The sequence below is a fragment of the Mycoplasma yeatsii GM274B genome (assembly GCF_000875755.1).
Classification (GTDB): domain Bacteria; phylum Bacillota_I; class Bacilli_A; order Mycoplasmatales; family Mycoplasmataceae; genus Mycoplasma; species Mycoplasma yeatsii.
Genome location: NZ_CP007520.1, coordinates 507,133 through 526,628, shown reverse-complemented (window position 1 = coordinate 526,628; position 19,496 = coordinate 507,133). Strand labels below are relative to the sequence as shown.

Sequence of the window (19,496 nt, the reverse complement as noted above, 5' to 3'; positions counted from 1 at the left end):
AGTTTAATAGAGAGGGTAGAAAATAAAGATGTATCAAGTTAAATTTGCTGATATCGGTGAAGGGTTAACTGAAGGAACAGTTGCTGAAGTTTTAGTTAAAGTTGGTGATACTGTAAAAGCAGGTCAATCATTATACTTTGTTGAAACTGATAAAGTTAATAGTGAAATTCCTGCTCCAATTGATGGAAAAATCGCAGTAATTAACATTAAAGCTGGTCAAGAAATCAAAGTTGGAGAAGTTGTTATGGAAATTGATGACGGATCTGGACCTTCTGTTTCAGCTCCTGCTAAACAAGAACCTAAATCAGAACCTGTTGAAGAAAACGCAAGTGTTATTGGAGCAACTCCTGTTTCAAACGCTTTATTACCAAGACGTAATCATTCTTCAAGCTCAACTTCAACTCAAGAACCAGTTAAACAAGAAGTTAAAAAAGAACCTGTTAAAGTTAATGTAGACGTTGAAGACACATTTGACGTAGCTGTAATTGGTGCAGGAATTGGTGGATATGTTTCTGCTATTAAATGTGCACAATTAGGATTAAAAACTTTAATAGTTGAAAAAGAATACTATGGTGGAGTTTGTTTAAATGTTGGATGTATTCCTACAAAAACTTTACTAAAAACTAGTCATGTATATCATGATATTTTACACAAAGCTAAAGACTTGGGAATTGTTGTACCTAATGCAGAAAAAGTTGTAATTGACTGAGCTCAAGCTTTAGAAAGAAAAAACGGAGTAGTTAAAAAACTAACAGGTGGAGTTAAATACTTATTAGACAAAAATAAAGTAACTCAAATCAAAGGTGATGCTGTTGCACTAGATAAAAACACTATTAGTGTAAATGGTAAAAATTACCGTGCAAATAACTTAATAGTAGCTACAGGATCAGTTCCTAACCATTTACCATTACCAGGATTTGATGAAGGAAGAAAATCTGGAGTTATTCTTGATTCAACAGGTATTTTATCAGTACCCAAAATTCCTGAATCATTAGTTGTTATTGGTGGAGGAGTTATTGGTATCGAATTTGGATGTCTATTTGCAAGTTTAGGTACTAAAGTTACTGTTTTACAAGGACTACCAACTGTTTTAGAAATGTTAGATCAAGACGTAATTGATGTCATGACTAAAGAATTAAAAACTACTTACAAAATGAATGTTATTACTAATGCAAGTGTTAAAGCATTCAAAAACGGAGAAGTTGTTTATGAAATCGATGGAAAAGAACAATCAATTAAAGGTGAATTTGTTCTAGAATCTGTTGGACGTAAAACAAGCTTACAAGGATTTGAAAACATTGGATTAGAATTAACACCACGTAAAGGTATCGAAGTTAATGAATACCAAGAAACTAACCTTGATTCAGTATATGCTGTAGGTGATGTTGTTGGTAAAGCGATGTTAGCTCAATCAGCAGTAAAATCAGCTATTGTTGCTGCTAATAGAATTGCTAAAAAAGCTAACAAAGCACACGCTGAAGATATCACAATGGACTTTAATAAAGTTCCTTCATGTATCTATACTCATCCAGAAGTTGCTATGATCGGAAAAACTGAACAACAACTAAAAGCTGAAAATGTAGAATACAAAGCATTCAAATTCCCATTCTCAGCAATTGGTAAAGCTTTAGCTGACGATAATACAACTGGATTTGTAAAAATTATTATTGAACCTAAATACAAAACTGTTTTAGGAGCACACATAATTGGAAACAGAGCAACTGAAATGATTTCAGAAATTACTGCTGTTATTGAGTGTGAAGGAACAATCACTGAAATCGCAAATACAATTCACCCTCACCCAACAATGAGTGAAGCTGTTGGAGAAGTTGCTGAAGCCTTAGAAACTGGAAAACCAATTCACTTCTAATAAATATATATTTGGAGAAATTAATATGTATTCTATACAAGATATTAAAAACAAATTATCTGCAAACCCAGATAAAAAAAGTATTGTTTTCCCAGAAGGAGAAGCAATTATAATACAAAATGTAGCTAAAACATTAGTAGAAGAAAAACTAGGAAATCCAATTTTATTATTCAAAAATGAAGCTGATATTCCTAGTGACTTAAAAAATCATAGTGATATTAAAGTTATTGCTATTGATAAATTAGATACAGCTGCATTAGAAGAAAAATTTGTTGAAATAAGAAAAGGTAAAGCAACAATTGAAGTGGCAAAACAAATGATGCAACTTCCAAACTATGTTGGTGCTATGTTAGTTAAAATGAATCAAGCTGATTGTATGTTATCAGGATTAAATAACACAACAGCTGATACAATAAGACCTGCTTTACAAATAATTGGTACAAAACCAGGTTATAGTATTGCAAGTAGTGTATTTATCATGAGTAAAGGTGAAGAAAATTATATCTTTACTGATTGTGCACTAAACATTAGACCAACTAGTGAACAATTAGCAGATATGACTGACATGGCTGCTGATTTTGCTAAAACATTAAATGTTAAAAATGTTGAAGCCGCTTTATTGAGTTATTCAACAAACGGTTCAGGTAAAGGTGAAGATGTTGATAGAGTTCGTGCTGCTGCTGAAATTCTAAAAAACAAAGAAAAAGATTATTTAGCAGATGGAGAAATCCAATTTGACGCAGCATTTGATAAATCAGTTAGAGATAAAAAATTCCCTAACAATTTATTAACAAAACAAACACCAGATATCTTCGTTTTCCCTGACATTAATGCTGGAAACATTGGTTATAAAATCGCTCAAAGAATGGGTGGATTTGAAGCAATCGGTCCATTTGTTCTAGGGTTAAACCAACCAGTAAACGATTTAAGTCGTGGAGCTACTTTAGTTGATGTTTTAAATACAGCAATTATGACTTTACATTTATCTTAATAAAATAAAAGGAGAGATTATATGATTCTTGTAGTTAACTCAGGAAGTAGTTCAATTAAATTTAAGTTATTTGAAACAACAAATGAAGTTGAAGCGATTTTAGATGGTCTAGCTGAAAGAATTGGAATTGATGGTAGACTAAAATTCGAACACAACGATCAAAAATATGAGTATGATAATGAATTAAAAGATCATGAATCAGCAATACAATTTATTTTAGATAAATTGATTGAATTAAAAATCATACAAAACGTTGAACAAATAACTGCAGTAGGATTTAGAACAGTCCACGGTGCTGAAATTAGTCAATCTACTTTAATTGATGAAAATCTTATTAATAAATTAAAAGAAAATATTAAATTAGCACCTTTACATAATCCAGGAGGAATTGTTGCGATTGAAGCAGTTTCTAAAATAATGCCAAAAGCTAAATTAGTTGCTTGTTTTGATACAGCATTCCACCAAACAATGCCTGAAGTAAACTACTTATACACAACACCATATGAATGATATGAAAAACATGGTGTGAGAAAATATGGATTCCATGGTATAAGTTATCAATACATTACTTCAAAATGTGAGTCAATTTTTAATAAAAAATCTGAAAACCTAAACTTAGTCATTTGTCATTTAGGAAATGGAGCAAGTATTTGCTGTGTTAAAGATGGTAAATCATACGATACTTCAATGGGATTAACTCCTTTAGCAGGATTAATGATGGGTACAAGAAGCGGTGATGTTGATCCGTCTATCGCTGAATACATGGCTAAAGAATTAAACACTGATATTTTCGAAATTACTAAATCTTTAAATAAAGAATCAGGAGTATTGGGAATTAGTGGTGTTTCTTCTGACATGAGAGATGTAGGAGCAGCTGCTTTAAATGGTGATAAAAGAGCTATTTTAGCTATTGAAAAATACACACAATTAGTTGCTGACTTCATCGTTAAATATGCTAACTACTTAGATAACATTGATGGTATTATATTTACAGCCGGAATTGGTGAAAACTCAACTTCAATTAGAAGAAAAGTTATCGAAAAAGTTAAATTATTGCAACTTAAAATTGATGAAAATAAAAACTCTAATAGAAAATACGATGACTTCATGCTAATCTCAGCTGATGATTCAAAAATTCCAGTTTATGCTATCAGAACAAATGAAGAAAAAATGATTTGTTTAGAAACTTTAAAACTTACAAAATAAAATAAATAATAGATGGTCCAATTTATTTGGATCATTTTTTATTTGATTACTGTTATGTTTAAGACTTTAAAGTTACAAATCACAGTAATCGTATATGAATAGTCAATTAACAATCGGTGGTTTTAGTGTCTATCTCTTATATATTTATTTGATAATAACAGTAATGATGGTTTAGAGCTTTTTACTTCTTTTTATAGCTTGAAATTTATACAATAATAAGCGATAAGAACGCGTTTAGTTGATATTATTTAAGTTATTCTGTTATAGATGTATTCTTGCTGTTTAAAAGCTTATAATGCATATAATTTAAATCAAATAATTGTATATAGTGATTAACTTGAGAAATGATTTAAAAGAATAAAAAATAATAACAAAAAAAGATCTGAGTAATCAGATCTTTTTATAATATTAATCATTTGCATGAATAGCTACACTTACATCTGTTTTACGTATCTTTCTAGTTGATAATCATAATGAACTGAAGAATGATGAGAAAATCATAAGTATTGATACAAGTGGTGCTATTCAACTATATCCAATCGGAAGAACAAATCCTTTTACATATAGTATTGTATTTATAATGCTTATTATTCCAAATACCATTGCAACAGTAAGTATAACTACTATTAAACTTACAAATACTGATATTCTAACTGTAAAATCAACAATCTGAGCATTAGTATATCCCATAGATTTAAGCATTATCATAAATGATTTATACTCAGCTACATAAATATCAACAACTAACATAATTAATAATGCAGCAGCTAATGCTACAGATAGAATTATAATAATAGCTACATAAACAGCTGTTTTTGCTAATTGATCTAATAATTGTTTGATTTCAGCTATGAATTGAAGGTTTGTGATTGAAGCTTTATAATCACTAAATTCAGTTATATCTAATATAGCATTACCGATTTTTTTATCAGCAACAATTGATATAGCACTTGAAATTCCTAGCGGTTCTTTAACATTAGAATATAAAGTATTAAAGTAGTAATGCGGTGAATAAGCATATGCATCTTCTGAACCTATGAAACTGTCTTTTCAAGCATCATTTGTTGATATTTTATTTCATTTTGTTGCTTTATATTTTTTGAAGTATTTACCTGTAGATTCAACTCTTGAAGTATCAAATGGTTGATAATTATAGTTTGTTGATCTTGAAGTATCATAACCATAAATTAAGTTTGCTAGATCTGAATCAACTATAGCCATAGCTTTTCCATATAATTCTAAGTTAGCAACTTTTTTGAATTTAATTTTTAAATCTTTGTTAACGTATGTAACTTGTCTATTTTCGTTTTTTAATATTGGAGCAACATTATGTCTTTGACCTAGTGCTCTTCTATAGAAATGTGAAACTCCATCTAATACTAAATTATCTAGTAATTTATTAGATGCTTGTTTTTTAACACCTAATATTTCCCCATCTTTATCAAAAACAAAATATTCAAATGCTTTATCATTATCATTTTCTCTTTTTTGATTTAATGAAAAATCATAAGGTCTGATTACGATATATTCATTTTTATAATCAACATTCAATGTAGAATTTCAAGCATCTTTAACTGATTGAGGAACCATGTAGTTTGGTATTTCACTTACTGATGGTTGTTTAATATTTCTAATTTTGTCATCAGTTGATTTTAAATCTTTTATGTAATCCTCATCAACTGTAGTTACATCATCATATTTATCTCATTTACTTGCATATGCTGCATATTCTTGTCAGCTAACACCATCATGTTTAGGAATAAATAATAATAAGTTTCTCATTTGATAATAAGGTCTTATAAATGAACGAATAATAGAACCATCATTTTTTATAACAAAGTCTCCAAATAATGGTGAGTCTTTAACAATTCCATCATGAGAAAAATCAATTTGATTTAAAAGATCTTGATCTTTTTGATCACTTTCAGGGTTTTCTGATTCGGCTGCTTTATCTTTTTTTAATTTTAATTCTTTAAGCTTTTCTTGATCTGATCAAAGATCTATAACTTGTTTTTGAGTAAATTTATTTGTATCTAAATTATAAGGATTTAAATAGTATCTTAATTTATCTGATGATCCTACAACTTCGTAATTATTTATAGTTTCATGATCATTAGTATTTTGCATTGGTTTAATAAATGATGAGTTTTTTACATAAGTTGTATTTACATAATCAGTGTCATCATAAATTCATGCTTGACGAGGTAAATTATTAAAGTTTCCATTTTTATCTTTAAATGTTAATTGATTATTATTTGTTGAAATATTTTCTAATACTTTATCTGAATTTGAATCAATAATAGATGCTAATGGTTTATTTATAATTGTTGGAACAATAACTGTATTAGTTTGATGATCATAAATTTTTACTCCACTATTTAAATAAATATCATGATCAACTGAACCTTTAGGTTGGTTAAACACTTTATTTATTTCTTTAGAATCTCTAGTTTGTAAAAATACTTTCTCTTTATCTTTTTTTCTTATATTTAATGAATCTTCAGTTTTATCTAATCCTAAAACATTATATGAAGTTTTTGAATTATTAGATAAAGGAGTAAACATTGTAGCTAGTTGATCTTTTTTAGGAACAATACTTTGAGTTTGAAAACCAAAACTTAATTGTTCTTTTCTAGATTCACTTGTTAAATATGATTTAACAAGTGATGGAGTATAAGCTAATAAGAAGTCTAGCATTGTTTGTCTTCAATCATCAATTTTAGCATCTTTTATTTTAAACATTTGACTAATAGCTTGACCTGCAATAGTAGTTAAAGGTGTTGCTGCGTTATTAACTTCTGTTATTCTATCATCATCACTATTAAATTTATTATCTCAATCAACATCATTTAAAAAGTAACTATATAACTGTTCAACTGTTCCAATTGATAGTGCTCGACCATTAGCAATTGTAAATTGATAACTTAATCAACCTAATAATTTATCAGGTAGATCAGCGTTTCCAGTTTTCATATATTGATTTACATAAAGTTTTATAGGATTGATGATTTCTGCTTTAGTTAAATCTTTATCAATTGACTCAACATTATAAATAAGTGAAGGTAAAGCTGAGTTGTTTGAAATATTTCTTAAATAATCATTTGGATTTTCATAATATTCAATACTTCTTCCATTTAGATTAGTTGCTTTTGAAAATTTTGATAAACTTTCATGACCATATCACATATTAATAGAATCTTTTCCTAAAGGAGTATTTGTTAAACTATCAGTTAAGTTATATTCATTATTATATTTAATATTTTTAAAATATTTATCTTTAGCATTTATTGCTACACTTGGCAGAGCAACAGCAACTGAAATAAATAATGTTGCAACAAATAATAATCCAGTTAATAACATTAATGGTTTTTTACCTGCTTCAGCAATTTTAAAAGTTATTATTCTAGAAAAACTTACTTTTTTAAATACATGTTCACTTAATCAATTAGTAATAACAGGTTTACTTCATTTATCAGTTCTATTAATAATATTTAATACAGGTTTTCTAATATTTAATAAAGCTATTAAATAAGAAAATATTCCAAGTATCACACCAAATATTAATATAGTTATTAAAATTGAAGAACTATTATAAGCAATAATATTAGATTTCAATCCAAAATAATCTTGTAAAATACCTACAAAAGGAACTTGTAAAACTGTTCCTAACATTCATCCAAGTGGAATAACAGTTAAAGTTAAAATTATTGAATATGATAAATATGAAAGTGCAATAACTTGAGCATAAACTCCATTAGCTTTTAAAATACCGATTTGTTTTGCATTATTTTTAATAGATTTATAAACTCCATAAAACACTGCTAAACTTGTAACCATAGCAATTATAATAGCTGATAGCAATGTTGTTAGATTATAATAATAACTAACTCTTTCATATAAAGTTCAGTTCAATGAATAAAATGAATCTTTAAAGCTAAATTTAGAATAGAAAGTTTGAGCATCACTAGAACGACTGATATTGTTATATATTTTTGAAGAATCAGCAAATTGATCTAGATATACTTGATTTAAATTAGAAGCATCTTTTTGTTTATATAAAAAGAAGTTAAACATTGAAGTATTATCATTGTTATCTGCTTTATCTTGTTTACCTAATATATTAGTAATAGTTGATCTTTTTGCATAAACTATTCCACCAGATTTTGATTTTGGTAGTGGTACTTTAGGATCTGAAGTTGGAAAGAATGAATAAGTATCAGTTGAATACCCTGTAATTAATAATGAAGATTGTTGACCTAGTGAAATATTTCCACCGATCTTAATTTTATTTGCTTTTGCAAATTGTTTACTTACAGTTATTTCACTTGGACTTGCTGATTCTTCTCCTTTTAACATTTCATAATTAGTAAACTCGGTATTTGTTATATCAACAATTCTATAAGTTTTTTTAGTAACATGATCAGTAAAAATGATCTCAGGTCTTATATATAAACCATACCCATTAGCATTAGCTGCAAGTAAATTATGAGTTAAAAATGCAGAAGTAATTGTATATTGTCTAGCCACAGGAACTAAGACATTATCACCATCTTTTTCTAAAGTAGAATAAAAGTTAACAGCTTTAGATCTGATATTTGCAAACTCATCAGCATTAACTGCTAAAAAGTTAACAAGTCCACTAGTTTTAAAAGCATCGATTTTATCTACATTCTGAACATATTTATTAAGATCAGATAATTTACCTTCTAATTCATTTGTTTGATTTCATCATTCAACTTTTTCAATTTCATCAGATGAACCTTTAATATATATTGGTCTTAAAACACCTCTAAAACCTTTTGAAACTATAAGTTTAAAAAAGTCATCATCTTCAGTTGGTTGTTGCTTTTTATCTTTATTAAGAGTAATTATATTTTCAAATTCTGATTTAGGATTTTTATCAAATTGCAATGTGTATTTATTTTCTTTATTAGTTATGTATTTTTCTTCTATCTTAGTTTTTTCATCTCATTGTTTACCAAAGAAAAATTCATAAAATAATTTAGCAACGTCTTCTCTAGTATTAAGTTCTTTTATTTTATCTAATAATTCTGATTCTTGACTTATAAAATATCTAACGTTTTTAAAAAGATATTGACTAATTGATTCAAAAGCATAATATGAGTAATTATAAATTTTTAAATTTTGATTTTTAGTATTTCTTAATGTTTCAAATTCTTTATCATTTATAAATTTTGATCAATTACTTTTGCCATTATCTATTAAATAATCTTTATATCAATCTTTATTTTTTTGAGTGTATTTATAAATAACAGTATCTTTAATACTTTCATCATCACTATTTATAAGATCAATCATTGTATTAAAAAAAGCATCATCAATAGCAAAATCAAATTTTTCTTGTTTTTCAGCTACTTTTGTAACACCATCTTTATTGTTGTTTTTAATATCAAACATATCTAAATAAGATGTTCAAGCTGTTTTAAATTCATCTGATTCAATAGTTTTAGTTATTAAAGTATCATAACCATAAATATTATTAAAAACTATATTATAGTTATTTGATTCTTTCATACCAGTTCAATCTTTTTTAATAAAATCAAATATCGGTAAGAATAATGTACTATTTTTTTCAGGTTTTGCTTTACTTCCAACTGTAATATTATAAGTTGAATCGAATTTAGGTGTTTTTTTTGTATTAACTACTGTGTTGTATTCTTTTTCTAGTCTTTGATTAGTTGTAAATGAAATAGTTAAAATAGTTGAAGCTATAAAAGTTAAAAACATAATTATAATTAACTGTAACTTTAAATTATAGATCCATTTCATTCCTTGTTTAATCATTAAAAATAAATTTCTCATACAACCCACCTTTAAAAATAGTATTTTTACGCTAATGTACAATTTACATGCTTATATTATATAATATTAGTATTGAAATGATAAATCTAATAATTATTATGTTTAAATTTATTTGTTTATCTTATAAAAAACTAAAAGGAGAGTAGGTTTAATTTAATGGCTAAATTATGAAAATCATTAAAAGATTATAAAAAATGATATGTACCTATTTTAATGCTTTTAGTTGTTATAAGTGCTTTTTTAGGTTTTACTTCTAGTTATGTAGATAATAAGAAAAATAAATTTATTAATAGTGTTGAAAATTATATTAAACTAAGTTCTTATGCTGTTAAAGGTAAAATTTTAAATGATGAAGAAGGAATTGATGCTAATTATATTAATCAACGTTTAGCTAATAAAAAAGTAATTGATGAATTAGGATCTAAATTTATATGAAAACCAGATAATGATAGTTCAGTTAGTGATGCTAAAATTGGAGATGTTTTAGAAAGTTATTTTGGTAAAAGTAATAATCTTTTTACTAAACAAATTCAATATATAGATAAAAATGATAATAATCAACTTAAAGATATAACTAATAAATCACCTGATTCAATCGTTCCAGATAGTATTGAACCTTTAATTAATCAACTATCTATTGTTCAAAATGGTTTAGCAAGTATTTCATCTCAAACTTTAGGATTAGGAATTGATTTAATTCAAAAAAATCTTTTAAAAACAGATAGTGTTATTAAAAGTATAAGAGATAATGATATTGTAAAAAAAGTAATAAATTACATTGTTAATAATGAAAAAACACTTAAAAGTATAGGTGAATTTTTAATTAATAACCATAAATTAGATCCTAGTTTTTATAAAAACTTAAACGTAAGACAATTATTTAATAAAGAATTAAATAGTCTTTCAACAGCTATTACAGGTCAAACACATTTAAATCATAATACTGATAATTTAGCAAATGACTTATCATCTTTTATTTTAAGAACAGTTTATGAAGTTATTGCAACTGAATTTGGTAAAAAAGATGTTGGATTTATAGATAAATTAAAAAATGCTTTTAATAGTTTTAAAAATGTTTTTAACCGTGAAATGTTAATCAAAATGCTACCTGAATTATTAAGATATATAAAAAGTGAATTATACTTTTCAATGTATTATGTAGTTAATGAAAAATTAAGTATAAGTGAATTGTTAGATAAAAGAGTTGAGTCATTTAAAATATTAGCTGAAGACAAATTAGATTTATTAGTTTTAATTAAAGGTTTAGCTAAAGTAATGCAAGAAGAAAAATATGCTAACCGTTTTTTAGATTTTATGTTTAAAAGAGTAGATAAATCTAAAGTTTATTTTGATTCAGAAAATAAACCAACTAATTTAGGAACTTCTAATTTATTTTTTGATGTTATTAACTCAGTTCAAGGATTATTACTTAATTTATCTGGTGTATTAAAATATTTTGTTCCTATAATTAAAGGATTTGTTGAACAACGTCAAGATGATGTTAAAAAAATAATAACTGATCAAATTAATAAATTATTTGAAAAAGTTAGTACAGGACATAAAAAAGCTTATTTTAATGGTAATAAATTAAACATAGAAATTTGATCTGGTACAAGATTTTTTGACACTAACTTTGTAACAGGTCATGTTTATATTTTTGGTGAAAAAGGTATTATTACTACTGTTATAAATGCTTTACAAAATTTATTTTCAGCTTCTTCTAATATTAGTGCAACACTATTAAATTTTATAAAACATATTTTTTACAGAGATAAAGAATTTAATTTTAGTTTTAAAGATGCATTTATAAATATAAGTAATATTTGAAAATTATTTAGCGATATATTAGATATAAGATATATTGATAACAATAATAGTGAGTTAGTGTTATATTTAGGATTAGGTCCTGGAAAAGTTGTTGAAGCTTGATCTATATATGATGTAATTAATCTTCCTAATAGAAATATTGTTTCATTTTTAGCAAATGTAGTTAAAGATATCAATAAAGTTTTAGACCCTTTAAGAACGATATTAAATAAATTAACTGAATATAAATTTATAAATTCACCTAGCGAATTTGTAGAAAGTCTAAGATCAGGAATAAATAAAACAAAATGATTTCCAGCATATTTAGAAAAAGCTACCAGTTATTTTAAAAAACAATCAGATATTAAAACTCCTGAATATGATTTAATTAAAACTTTATATGATGAGAATGGAAATTTTGCAACTGAATTTACTAAAAAATGAGCTGATTTCATTGTTCCAGATATTAAAGATAATACCAACCCATTACTTCCTATTGTTAAAGCAATAACAAACAATAAACCAGTAAAACAAAAAGATAAAGCTGAACCTGCTGTTATTAATTCTTTAGCTGATGTTAAAAATGCTATAGAAGTTTTAGGAGAAAGAATAATTCCAAATGATGCATTTTATAGAAACATTCCATCATTAAAAAATATAAATGTACCGTTATCTAAATTAAAAGCACTTGGTATAGAAGGAATTAATGATGAACCTTTAAATTTATTTTTAGATAGAATTGGAACATCAGTTGAACAATACTTAGATATACACCCTAAAGAATCTATTGGAATTGATATTTCAGCAATAGGACATATTTTAAAATCTTTATACATTAAAGTGACTGCAACTTCATCAGTTCGAAATGCTGATAAAGTTGAAAATAAAAATATTCTTAAAACTATTATTGATTCGATAGATTCTCATGATTCAAATAATAGACAGACTAAACCTAAAAATTCTTATTTCTTATGAGATAAAATTAAATTCACTTTAGATGGTCAAGATTTAACTAATGAAATTACAATTGATAAATCAGTTTCTCCTTTAAGATATTTAATAGGAATAGATCAATCAGGATTTATTAAAAAATCTATATCACACAGCTTAAGTATTTTATTAGGTGGATTAAATATTAATGATGAGTTTTACAATGTAAGTGTAAATAATAAAAAATCAGTTACTTCATTATTTGAAGCTTTAAGTTTTGTTTTAAATAACAAACAAAAAGAACTTAATAAAGAAGAATATCAAAAAATTGGTCAATATTATGAAAAAGATGCTTGAACAACTAAACACATTAGTTCATCAAGAGATGAAATTAAATATAAATTAATAAGAACTAAATTCTCAACTTCTCAATTTAATAATATTATTGGTCAAGAATTTGAAGTTACACTTAAAAAAGAAGAAAATAATAATTCATATTGAAACATTGAAAGTGTTGTAGCTTTAAATTATAAAAATCAATTACAGTAACAATTATGTTACTGTTTTTTTATGAGATTAATTTCAAAAGCTATATTAATTAACTATAATTAAATTATGAAAATTAAAAGAGGTTGTTATGAAAATTGCTATTTATCCTGGAAGTTTTGATCCGTTTCACGATGGTCATTTAAATATAGTAAAAAAAGCAAGTTCTTTATTTGATAAGTTAATCATAGTAGTTAGTAAAAATATTAATAAATCTACTTTCTTAAGTTTTGAAAAAAGAATTGAGATTATAACTAATCTAACTAAAGATTTTAAAAATATTTCAGTTATAGCAAATAAAGATCAATTAACAACTGATATAGCTAACAAATTAAATGCTAAATATATTGTTAGAGGATTAAGAAGTCAACAAGATTTTGATTATGAATTAAATTATTATGATGGATTTAAAAGTTTAGATCCAAATATAGAAATAGTTTATTTTATAAGTGATGTAGAAAAAAGACAATTATCATCTAGTGCAATTAAAGAAATACAATTTTATAAAAATTAATTATTAGAATAAGGAGATTGATCATGAGTAAACAACTTAAAGCGATTGGTGCAAGTGAAGGTATAGCAGTAGCTAAAGCTCTTATAATTAATGAAGAAGAAATTATAGTTAATAAATTAGAAATTAAAGATGTTGATGCTGAAATTAAAAAATTTGAAGATGCAGTTTTAAAATCAGTTAATGATCTAGAAAATTTAAGAAAAATTACATTTGAAAAACTAGGAGAAGAAAAAGCTGCAATTTTTGATGCACACAAAGACATTGCAAATGATCCAATGATTAAAGAAGAAATTATTTCTTTAATTAGTTCAGAAAAAGTTAATGCTGATTATGCAACAAAAGAAGTTACTAATAAGTATTATGAGATGTTTAGCATGATGGATGATGCTTATTTTAAAGAACGTAGTAGTGATATTAAAGATGTTGCAACAAGAATTATTAAACACATTTTAAATATTAAAATTATCGATCTTTCAACAATCGATCAAGAAGTTATTATTATTGCTGAAGATCTAACTCCAAGTCAAACTGCTCAATTAGATAAGAATTTTGTAAAAGGATTTTTAACAAACATTGGTGGACGAACAAGTCATGCTGCTATTATGGCTAGAAGTTTAGAAATTCCAGCTGTTTTAGGATTAAAAACAATAACTAGTCAAGCTAAAGATGGAGAAATGATTGCTTTAGATGGAGCAAGTGGAGTTGTTGAATTAGAATTAAATCAAACTGATATTGAAAAATACCAACAAAAAGCAATTGAATATAAAAAACTACAAGCTGAATTAAAATTATTTAAAGATAAAGCTTCTCTTACAAAAGATGGTATTGAAAAATTAATTGAAGCAAATATTGGTTCACCTAATGATGTTGAAGGAGTTTTAGCATCAGGAGCTGAAGGAATTGGATTGTTCCGTAGTGAGTTTTTATACATGGATAACGATCATTTCCCAACTGAAGAAGAACAATTTGAAGCTTATAAAAAAGTTTTAGTTGATATGGATCAAAAACTAGTTATCATTAGAACTTTAGATATTGGTGGAGATAAAAAATTATCATACTTTAGTTTTCCTGAAGAAATGAATCCATTTTTAGGTTATAGAGCAATTAGATTTACATTAGATAGAAAAGATATTTTTAAAGATCAAATTCGTGCTTTATTAAGAGCTTCAGCATTTGGTAAACTTGGAATTATGTTTCCTATGATTGCAACAATTGATGAGTTTAGATCAGCTAAACAATTTGTTGAAGATTGTAAAAAAGAATTAGATGAAGAAAATATTAAATATGATAAAGATGTTCAAATCGGAATGATGGTTGAAATTCCAGCAGCTGCAGTTAATGCTGATCAATTTAGTAAATATGCAGATTTCTTTTCAATCGGAACTAATGATTTAATTCAATATACAATGGCAAGTGATAGAATGAATCAAAACGTGTCTTATTTATATCAACCAACAAACCCTTCTATTTTAAAATTAATTAAAATGACAATTGATGGTGGTCATAAAAATAATAAATGAGTTGGTATGTGTGGTGAGATGGCCGGAGATGTTCAAGCGTTACCAATATTATTAGGATTAGGATTAGATGCATTTTCAATGAGTGCTACTTCAGTTTTAAGAGCTAGATCATTAATGAGTAAAATTGATATGAATTCAGCTGTTGAATTATCAAACAAAGCTTTAGAGTGTGAAAATGAAAAACAAGTTCTAGAATTAGTTAATGAATTTTTAAATAATTTAAAATAATTTAGAATTACATCAAACTTAAACAAAATAATTAAATGTTAAAATTAAAATAGTAGATAAAAGAGGGATTAATATGTGACCATTTAAAAAGAAGAATATTGAAATATTAGCACCTTGTGATGGTGAAATTGTTAGCTTAGATAAAGTTGAAGATGATGTTTTTAGAGAAAAAATGATGGGTGATGGTTTTGCTATCATTCCAAGTTCAAATGATTTTTTTGCTCCAATTGCAGGAAAATTAATGACTGTTTTTCCTACAAAACACGCTTATGGAATTCAAACTAAACAAGGAGTTGAACTTCTAATTCATATCGGATTAGATACTGTTACTTTAAAGGGAGTAGGATTTGATTCAGTTGTTGAACAAGATCAAATGATTAAAGCTAATGAAAAATTAGTAACAGTTGATCTTAAAAAAATTGCTAAAAAAGTTCCTTCAATTACAACTCCAATTGTTTTTACAAATCCAATGGAAAAATCAATTGAAATTGTTAAATTTGGTAAAGTAAAACAAGGTGAAGTTGTAGCTATTTTAAAATAATTATTAGATATGCATTGCATATCTTTTATTTTTGAAAAATTTTGTAATTTATACTTTATATTTATTAATAAATAATATACAATTATCTTGTTTAAAGAAGAAGCACTCGCTCACCATTAGCAATTAGGCAAAATGGTAATAACTTTTTTATAATGGTTATATGCAATAAGTGTGCTTTCTAATTCTTTAATGGCACATTTTTTATTTTAAGGAGAATTACATGGATAACAGACAAAGAAATTCAAGACCTATGAAAAATCAAGAACCAATAAATGAATTCATTAGAGCTAGTCAAATTTTAGTGATTGATGAAAACAAAGAAAAACTAGGTGTTATGTCTAGAAAAGAAGCATTATCTTTAGCTAGTTCAAAAAACTTAGATTTATACCAAGTTGGTGTTCAACCTGATGGAGTTGCTATTGCTAGAATAGTAAATTATGGTAAGTTCAAATATGAACAACAAAAGAAATTAAAAGAAGCTAAAAAACACCAAGCTAAAACAGAAAACAAAGAAATTAGATTAACAGTTAATATTGGTCAACATGATTTAGAAACTAAAGCAAGAAAGGCTAAAGAATTTTTAGTAGAAGGAAACCGTGTTAAAGTTTCATTAAAATTTAAAGGTAGAGAAATTGCATATGTTGATTTAGGACAACAAACTTTAGATAGATTCTTTGATTTAGTTAGTGATGTAGCTAAAATTGAAAAAGAAGCTAAATTAAATTCTAGATTTTTAGATATGTATATCGTGCCTAAGAAAAATTAGTTAAGACAAGGAGTAGAACATTATGGCAAAAATGAAAACAAAAAAATCTTTAGCTAAACGTGTTATTGAAAAACCAAATGGTTCTTTAAAAAGAGGTAAAGCTTATAGATCACACCGTGCAACAGGTAAAACTACTAAACAAAAACGTCACTTAGAAAAAATGACAGTAGTAAGTAAATCAGATATGAAAAACTTAAAAGGTTTATTACAAGGATAATATAGGAGGATAACAGAAATATGGCAAGAGTTAAATTTGGAAAAGTAACTAGAGCAAGAAGAAAACGTTGAATTAAACGTGCTAAAGGTTACTACGGAACTAAAAAATCTTCATACAAAAAAGCACATGAACAAGTAATTCGTTCTATGGCTTATGCATTCGTAGGACGTAAAGAAAGAAAACGTAACTTTAGATCATTATGAATCGTTCGTATTAATGCAGCTGTTAGACCAGAAGGATTATCATACTCAACATTTATGCACGGATTAAAATTAGCTAACATTGAAGTTAACAGAAAAATGTTATCTGAATTAGCTATTAACAACGCTGAAGAATTCAAAGCATTAGTTGAAGTTGCTAAAAAAGCTTTAAACAAATAGTTATTAAAAAATCGCTTTAAGCGATTTTTTTATTCTTCTTAATAATCTAATTCTTTATATTCGGTATTAAAAAAACTACTTATGCAGTAGTTTTTTGTAAATTAGAGCTTATCTTTTTAGATCTTTTCTTTGAAAATAAGTGATCTAAACTTCCAAATCTAGTCGCTCAAGTTTTTCCTTCAACAGTAGGGTTATTTTTTAATAATAATAAACATACTTCAAAACAAGGAATTATAAGAAGTGGTTCTATTAGTACGTCTAAAGGAAACACTATGAATTTTTTTGGAAGTAACATTCATTGTCAGAATGTTCTTTCTCCACCAACACTCGCTCATGAAGCGATTGGAAAAGCTACGAATGTCATTAGAAAACTTGCTATAGCTAAGAATGAATATACTAAGATTACATAAGTTAGTTTTGATTCTGATTTAAATAAGAATACTAAAGAACCTAACATAGCATATAAAACATACATTGCTAAAATTGAAGCGTGAATAAATGTTTGAATAAATCCTAGTCCTATTAATCAACTTAATGTTCCAACAATTGCTCCTCCAACTGGTCCAAACATCATACCTGATAAGAATAAAACGAAATTTCCTAACATTAATCTAGTATTGAAAAATATACCAGAGTTACCTATACAGTTAGTTAGAATAACAATTAATGCAATAAGCATTCCCATTAATGTAATACTACTTGTATTAATTTTTTTCAAAAATCTACGATCCATTAGATATGCTATAAAATATAGTGATATCAAAATAAATATAGCAACTGCAGTAGTTATCGGATAAACCATTTCAACCTCCAAAATAATTTATTTTTGTTTACTTTATTATACCAAGCAAAGAAAAATATTAATAATTTTTATTAATTTTAGAAATGTATTTTTGAATGGATTTTATAGCTTTATTTGATAGTTTTTGTTTATCAATTAAACTAGTTGGTATTTTTGTATTTTTTCCAACAATTGCTCAATTAATTTTAATTGGTTGAAAAATTTGATCAGTAGTTTTATGTAAATAATTACACAATGCTCCAATTGTTGAATCAACACTTGGGATAATTAATTTTTTATTATTTAAATATCGGTCAAGATTTATTGAACTAATAATAGCACTTGCTACGGATTCAACATATCCATCAACTCCAGTAATTTGTCCTGCAAAAAAGATATTAGGATGATTTTTTAATTGAAAACCTACATTAACAAGTTCTTTACTATTAATATAATCATTTTTATGCATTACTCCATATCTTAATATTTCTGCATTTTCTAAAGCAGGTATGCTTTTAATTATATTTTTTTGAAATGGTCATTTAATACTTGTTTGAAAACCTACTATAGTGTAAATATTATCTTTAACACTATCTTTTTTTAATCTAACACTAGCGTAACTATTTTTAATTGGTTTAAATATTGTTTTTAATAATAGCTCTTTATTTCTAGCGATTGATTCAAGAGATTTTAAACCATAATCTTCAACCATTTTTATTTCACCAGGTAAAGGAGAGATAAAAATCTCAGCATTAATTATTTGATTATAAATATTTTCAAATTGCTCTTTATTTAATAAACAATAAAGATCATCTTTTTGTTGATACACCAAATCCATATTAATTGATTGTTTTCACACCATAGGTTCAACTGCATCAAATAAATAAAAGTTATTTTCACCAACTAAATTTCTAATTGAATTTTCTAAACTAGTAGTTGTAATTGGTCCAGTTGCTATTATAGTTGGTATATTTAGATCAATTTCAACGTATTCTTGTTTAATGATTTTTAAATTTTTTTGAGACTGTAAAAAGTTTGTAATATATTCTTGAAATTTAATTCTATTTAAAACTAACGAGTTATTAGATTCAGTTGAACTAAATTCTGCAGCTTTAATAATTAATGAATCTAGCATTCTCATTTCTTGTTTTAAAGTTCCAACTGAATCAGTTAATAAATTAGATCTAAAAGAATCAGAATAAGCTAAATTAGCAAATAAATCATTATGTTGAATTGGATTTTTCTTTAAATATTTAACTTCATATAATTCTACAAAATAATTTCTTTTTAATAATTGATAACAAGCTTCACAACCTGCTAGTCCAGCTCCAATAACTCTAACTATTTTCATATCTTTCTCCTAATAAAAAAGTAACT

The 19,496-nt window shown here is 25.9% G+C and carries 13 protein-coding genes; 10 read left to right on the top strand and 3 right to left on the bottom strand.

The window, feature by feature from the left end:
* Nucleotides 1-28: 28 nt before the first annotated feature.
* From lpdA to MYE_RS02200, 3 genes are read left to right on the top strand one after another with little or no spacing between them, the layout of a single operon-like run.
* Nucleotides 29-1,870, top strand: coding sequence for a dihydrolipoyl dehydrogenase (gene lpdA / locus MYE_RS02210; protein WP_042733353.1), 1,842 nt, complete (start codon nucleotides 29-31; stop codon nucleotides 1,868-1,870).
* Between the two features lie 25 nt (nucleotides 1,871-1,895).
* Nucleotides 1,896-2,861 carry a phosphate acetyltransferase gene (gene pta, locus MYE_RS02205; RefSeq protein ID WP_004430232.1) on the top strand — a complete coding sequence of 322 codons (966 nt, stop codon included), beginning with the start codon at nucleotides 1,896-1,898 and terminating at the stop codon, nucleotides 2,859-2,861.
* A 21-nt stretch (nucleotides 2,862-2,882) separates the two neighbouring features.
* A complete protein-coding gene (locus MYE_RS02200; protein ID WP_042733352.1) occupies nucleotides 2,883-4,067 on the top strand; it encodes an acetate kinase in 1,185 nt (394 codons plus the stop codon).
* 408 nt (nucleotides 4,068-4,475) lie between these two features.
* Here MYE_RS02200 and MYE_RS02195 read toward each other — a convergent pair whose 3' ends face one another.
* The gene (locus MYE_RS02195; RefSeq protein WP_042733351.1) at nucleotides 4,476-9,890 is read right to left on the bottom strand and encodes an ABC transporter permease; all 5,415 of its coding nucleotides are present in this window, start codon (nucleotides 9,888-9,890) and stop codon (nucleotides 4,476-4,478) included.
* A 156-nt stretch (nucleotides 9,891-10,046) separates the two neighbouring features.
* On the opposite strand from MYE_RS02195, the gene MYE_RS02190 reads away from it, so the two are divergent.
* The 7 genes from MYE_RS02190 to rplT all read left to right on the top strand — a co-directional run bounded on the left by MYE_RS02190 (nucleotide 10,047) and on the right by rplT (nucleotide 17,338).
* On the top strand, nucleotides 10,047-13,175 hold the full coding sequence (locus MYE_RS02190) for an STREFT protein (protein ID WP_052491408.1): 3,129 nt from the start codon (nucleotides 10,047-10,049) through the stop codon (nucleotides 13,173-13,175).
* 88 nt (nucleotides 13,176-13,263) lie between these two features.
* On the top strand, nucleotides 13,264-13,686 hold the full coding sequence (gene coaD / locus MYE_RS02185; RefSeq protein WP_042733350.1) for a pantetheine-phosphate adenylyltransferase: 423 nt from the start codon (nucleotides 13,264-13,266) through the stop codon (nucleotides 13,684-13,686).
* 23 nt (nucleotides 13,687-13,709) lie between these two features.
* A complete protein-coding gene (ptsP, locus tag MYE_RS02180) occupies nucleotides 13,710-15,434 on the top strand; it encodes a phosphoenolpyruvate--protein phosphotransferase (protein WP_042733349.1) in 1,725 nt (574 codons plus the stop codon).
* 73 nt (nucleotides 15,435-15,507) lie between these two features.
* Nucleotides 15,508-15,975 (top strand): PTS sugar transporter subunit IIA, encoded by a 468-nt coding sequence (locus MYE_RS02175; RefSeq protein ID WP_042733348.1) that lies wholly within the window; start codon nucleotides 15,508-15,510, stop codon nucleotides 15,973-15,975.
* Between the two features lie 220 nt (nucleotides 15,976-16,195).
* Entirely contained in the window at nucleotides 16,196-16,741 is a 546-nt protein-coding gene (gene infC, locus MYE_RS02170) for a translation initiation factor IF-3 (protein WP_042733347.1), read from the top strand.
* A 22-nt stretch (nucleotides 16,742-16,763) separates the two neighbouring features.
* Complete coding sequence (rpmI, locus tag MYE_RS02165) at nucleotides 16,764-16,958, top strand: 50S ribosomal protein L35 (RefSeq protein ID WP_004426338.1); 195 nt, start codon at nucleotides 16,764-16,766, stop codon at nucleotides 16,956-16,958.
* Between the two features lie 20 nt (nucleotides 16,959-16,978).
* Nucleotides 16,979-17,338 carry a 50S ribosomal protein L20 gene (rplT, locus tag MYE_RS02160; RefSeq protein ID WP_042733346.1) on the top strand — a complete coding sequence of 120 codons (360 nt, stop codon included), beginning with the start codon at nucleotides 16,979-16,981 and terminating at the stop codon, nucleotides 17,336-17,338.
* 79 nt (nucleotides 17,339-17,417) lie between these two features.
* Here the strand turns inward: rplT and MYE_RS02155 are convergent, their stop codons facing one another.
* Complete coding sequence (locus MYE_RS02155; protein ID WP_042733345.1) at nucleotides 17,418-18,140, bottom strand: ECF transporter S component family protein; 723 nt, start codon at nucleotides 18,138-18,140, stop codon at nucleotides 17,418-17,420.
* Between the two features lie 58 nt (nucleotides 18,141-18,198).
* Nucleotides 18,199-19,470 (bottom strand): methylenetetrahydrofolate--tRNA-(uracil(54)-C(5))-methyltransferase (FADH(2)-oxidizing) TrmFO, encoded by a 1,272-nt coding sequence (gene trmFO, locus MYE_RS02150; RefSeq protein ID WP_042733344.1) that lies wholly within the window; start codon nucleotides 19,468-19,470, stop codon nucleotides 18,199-18,201.
* Nucleotides 19,471-19,496: the final 26 nt, after the last annotated feature.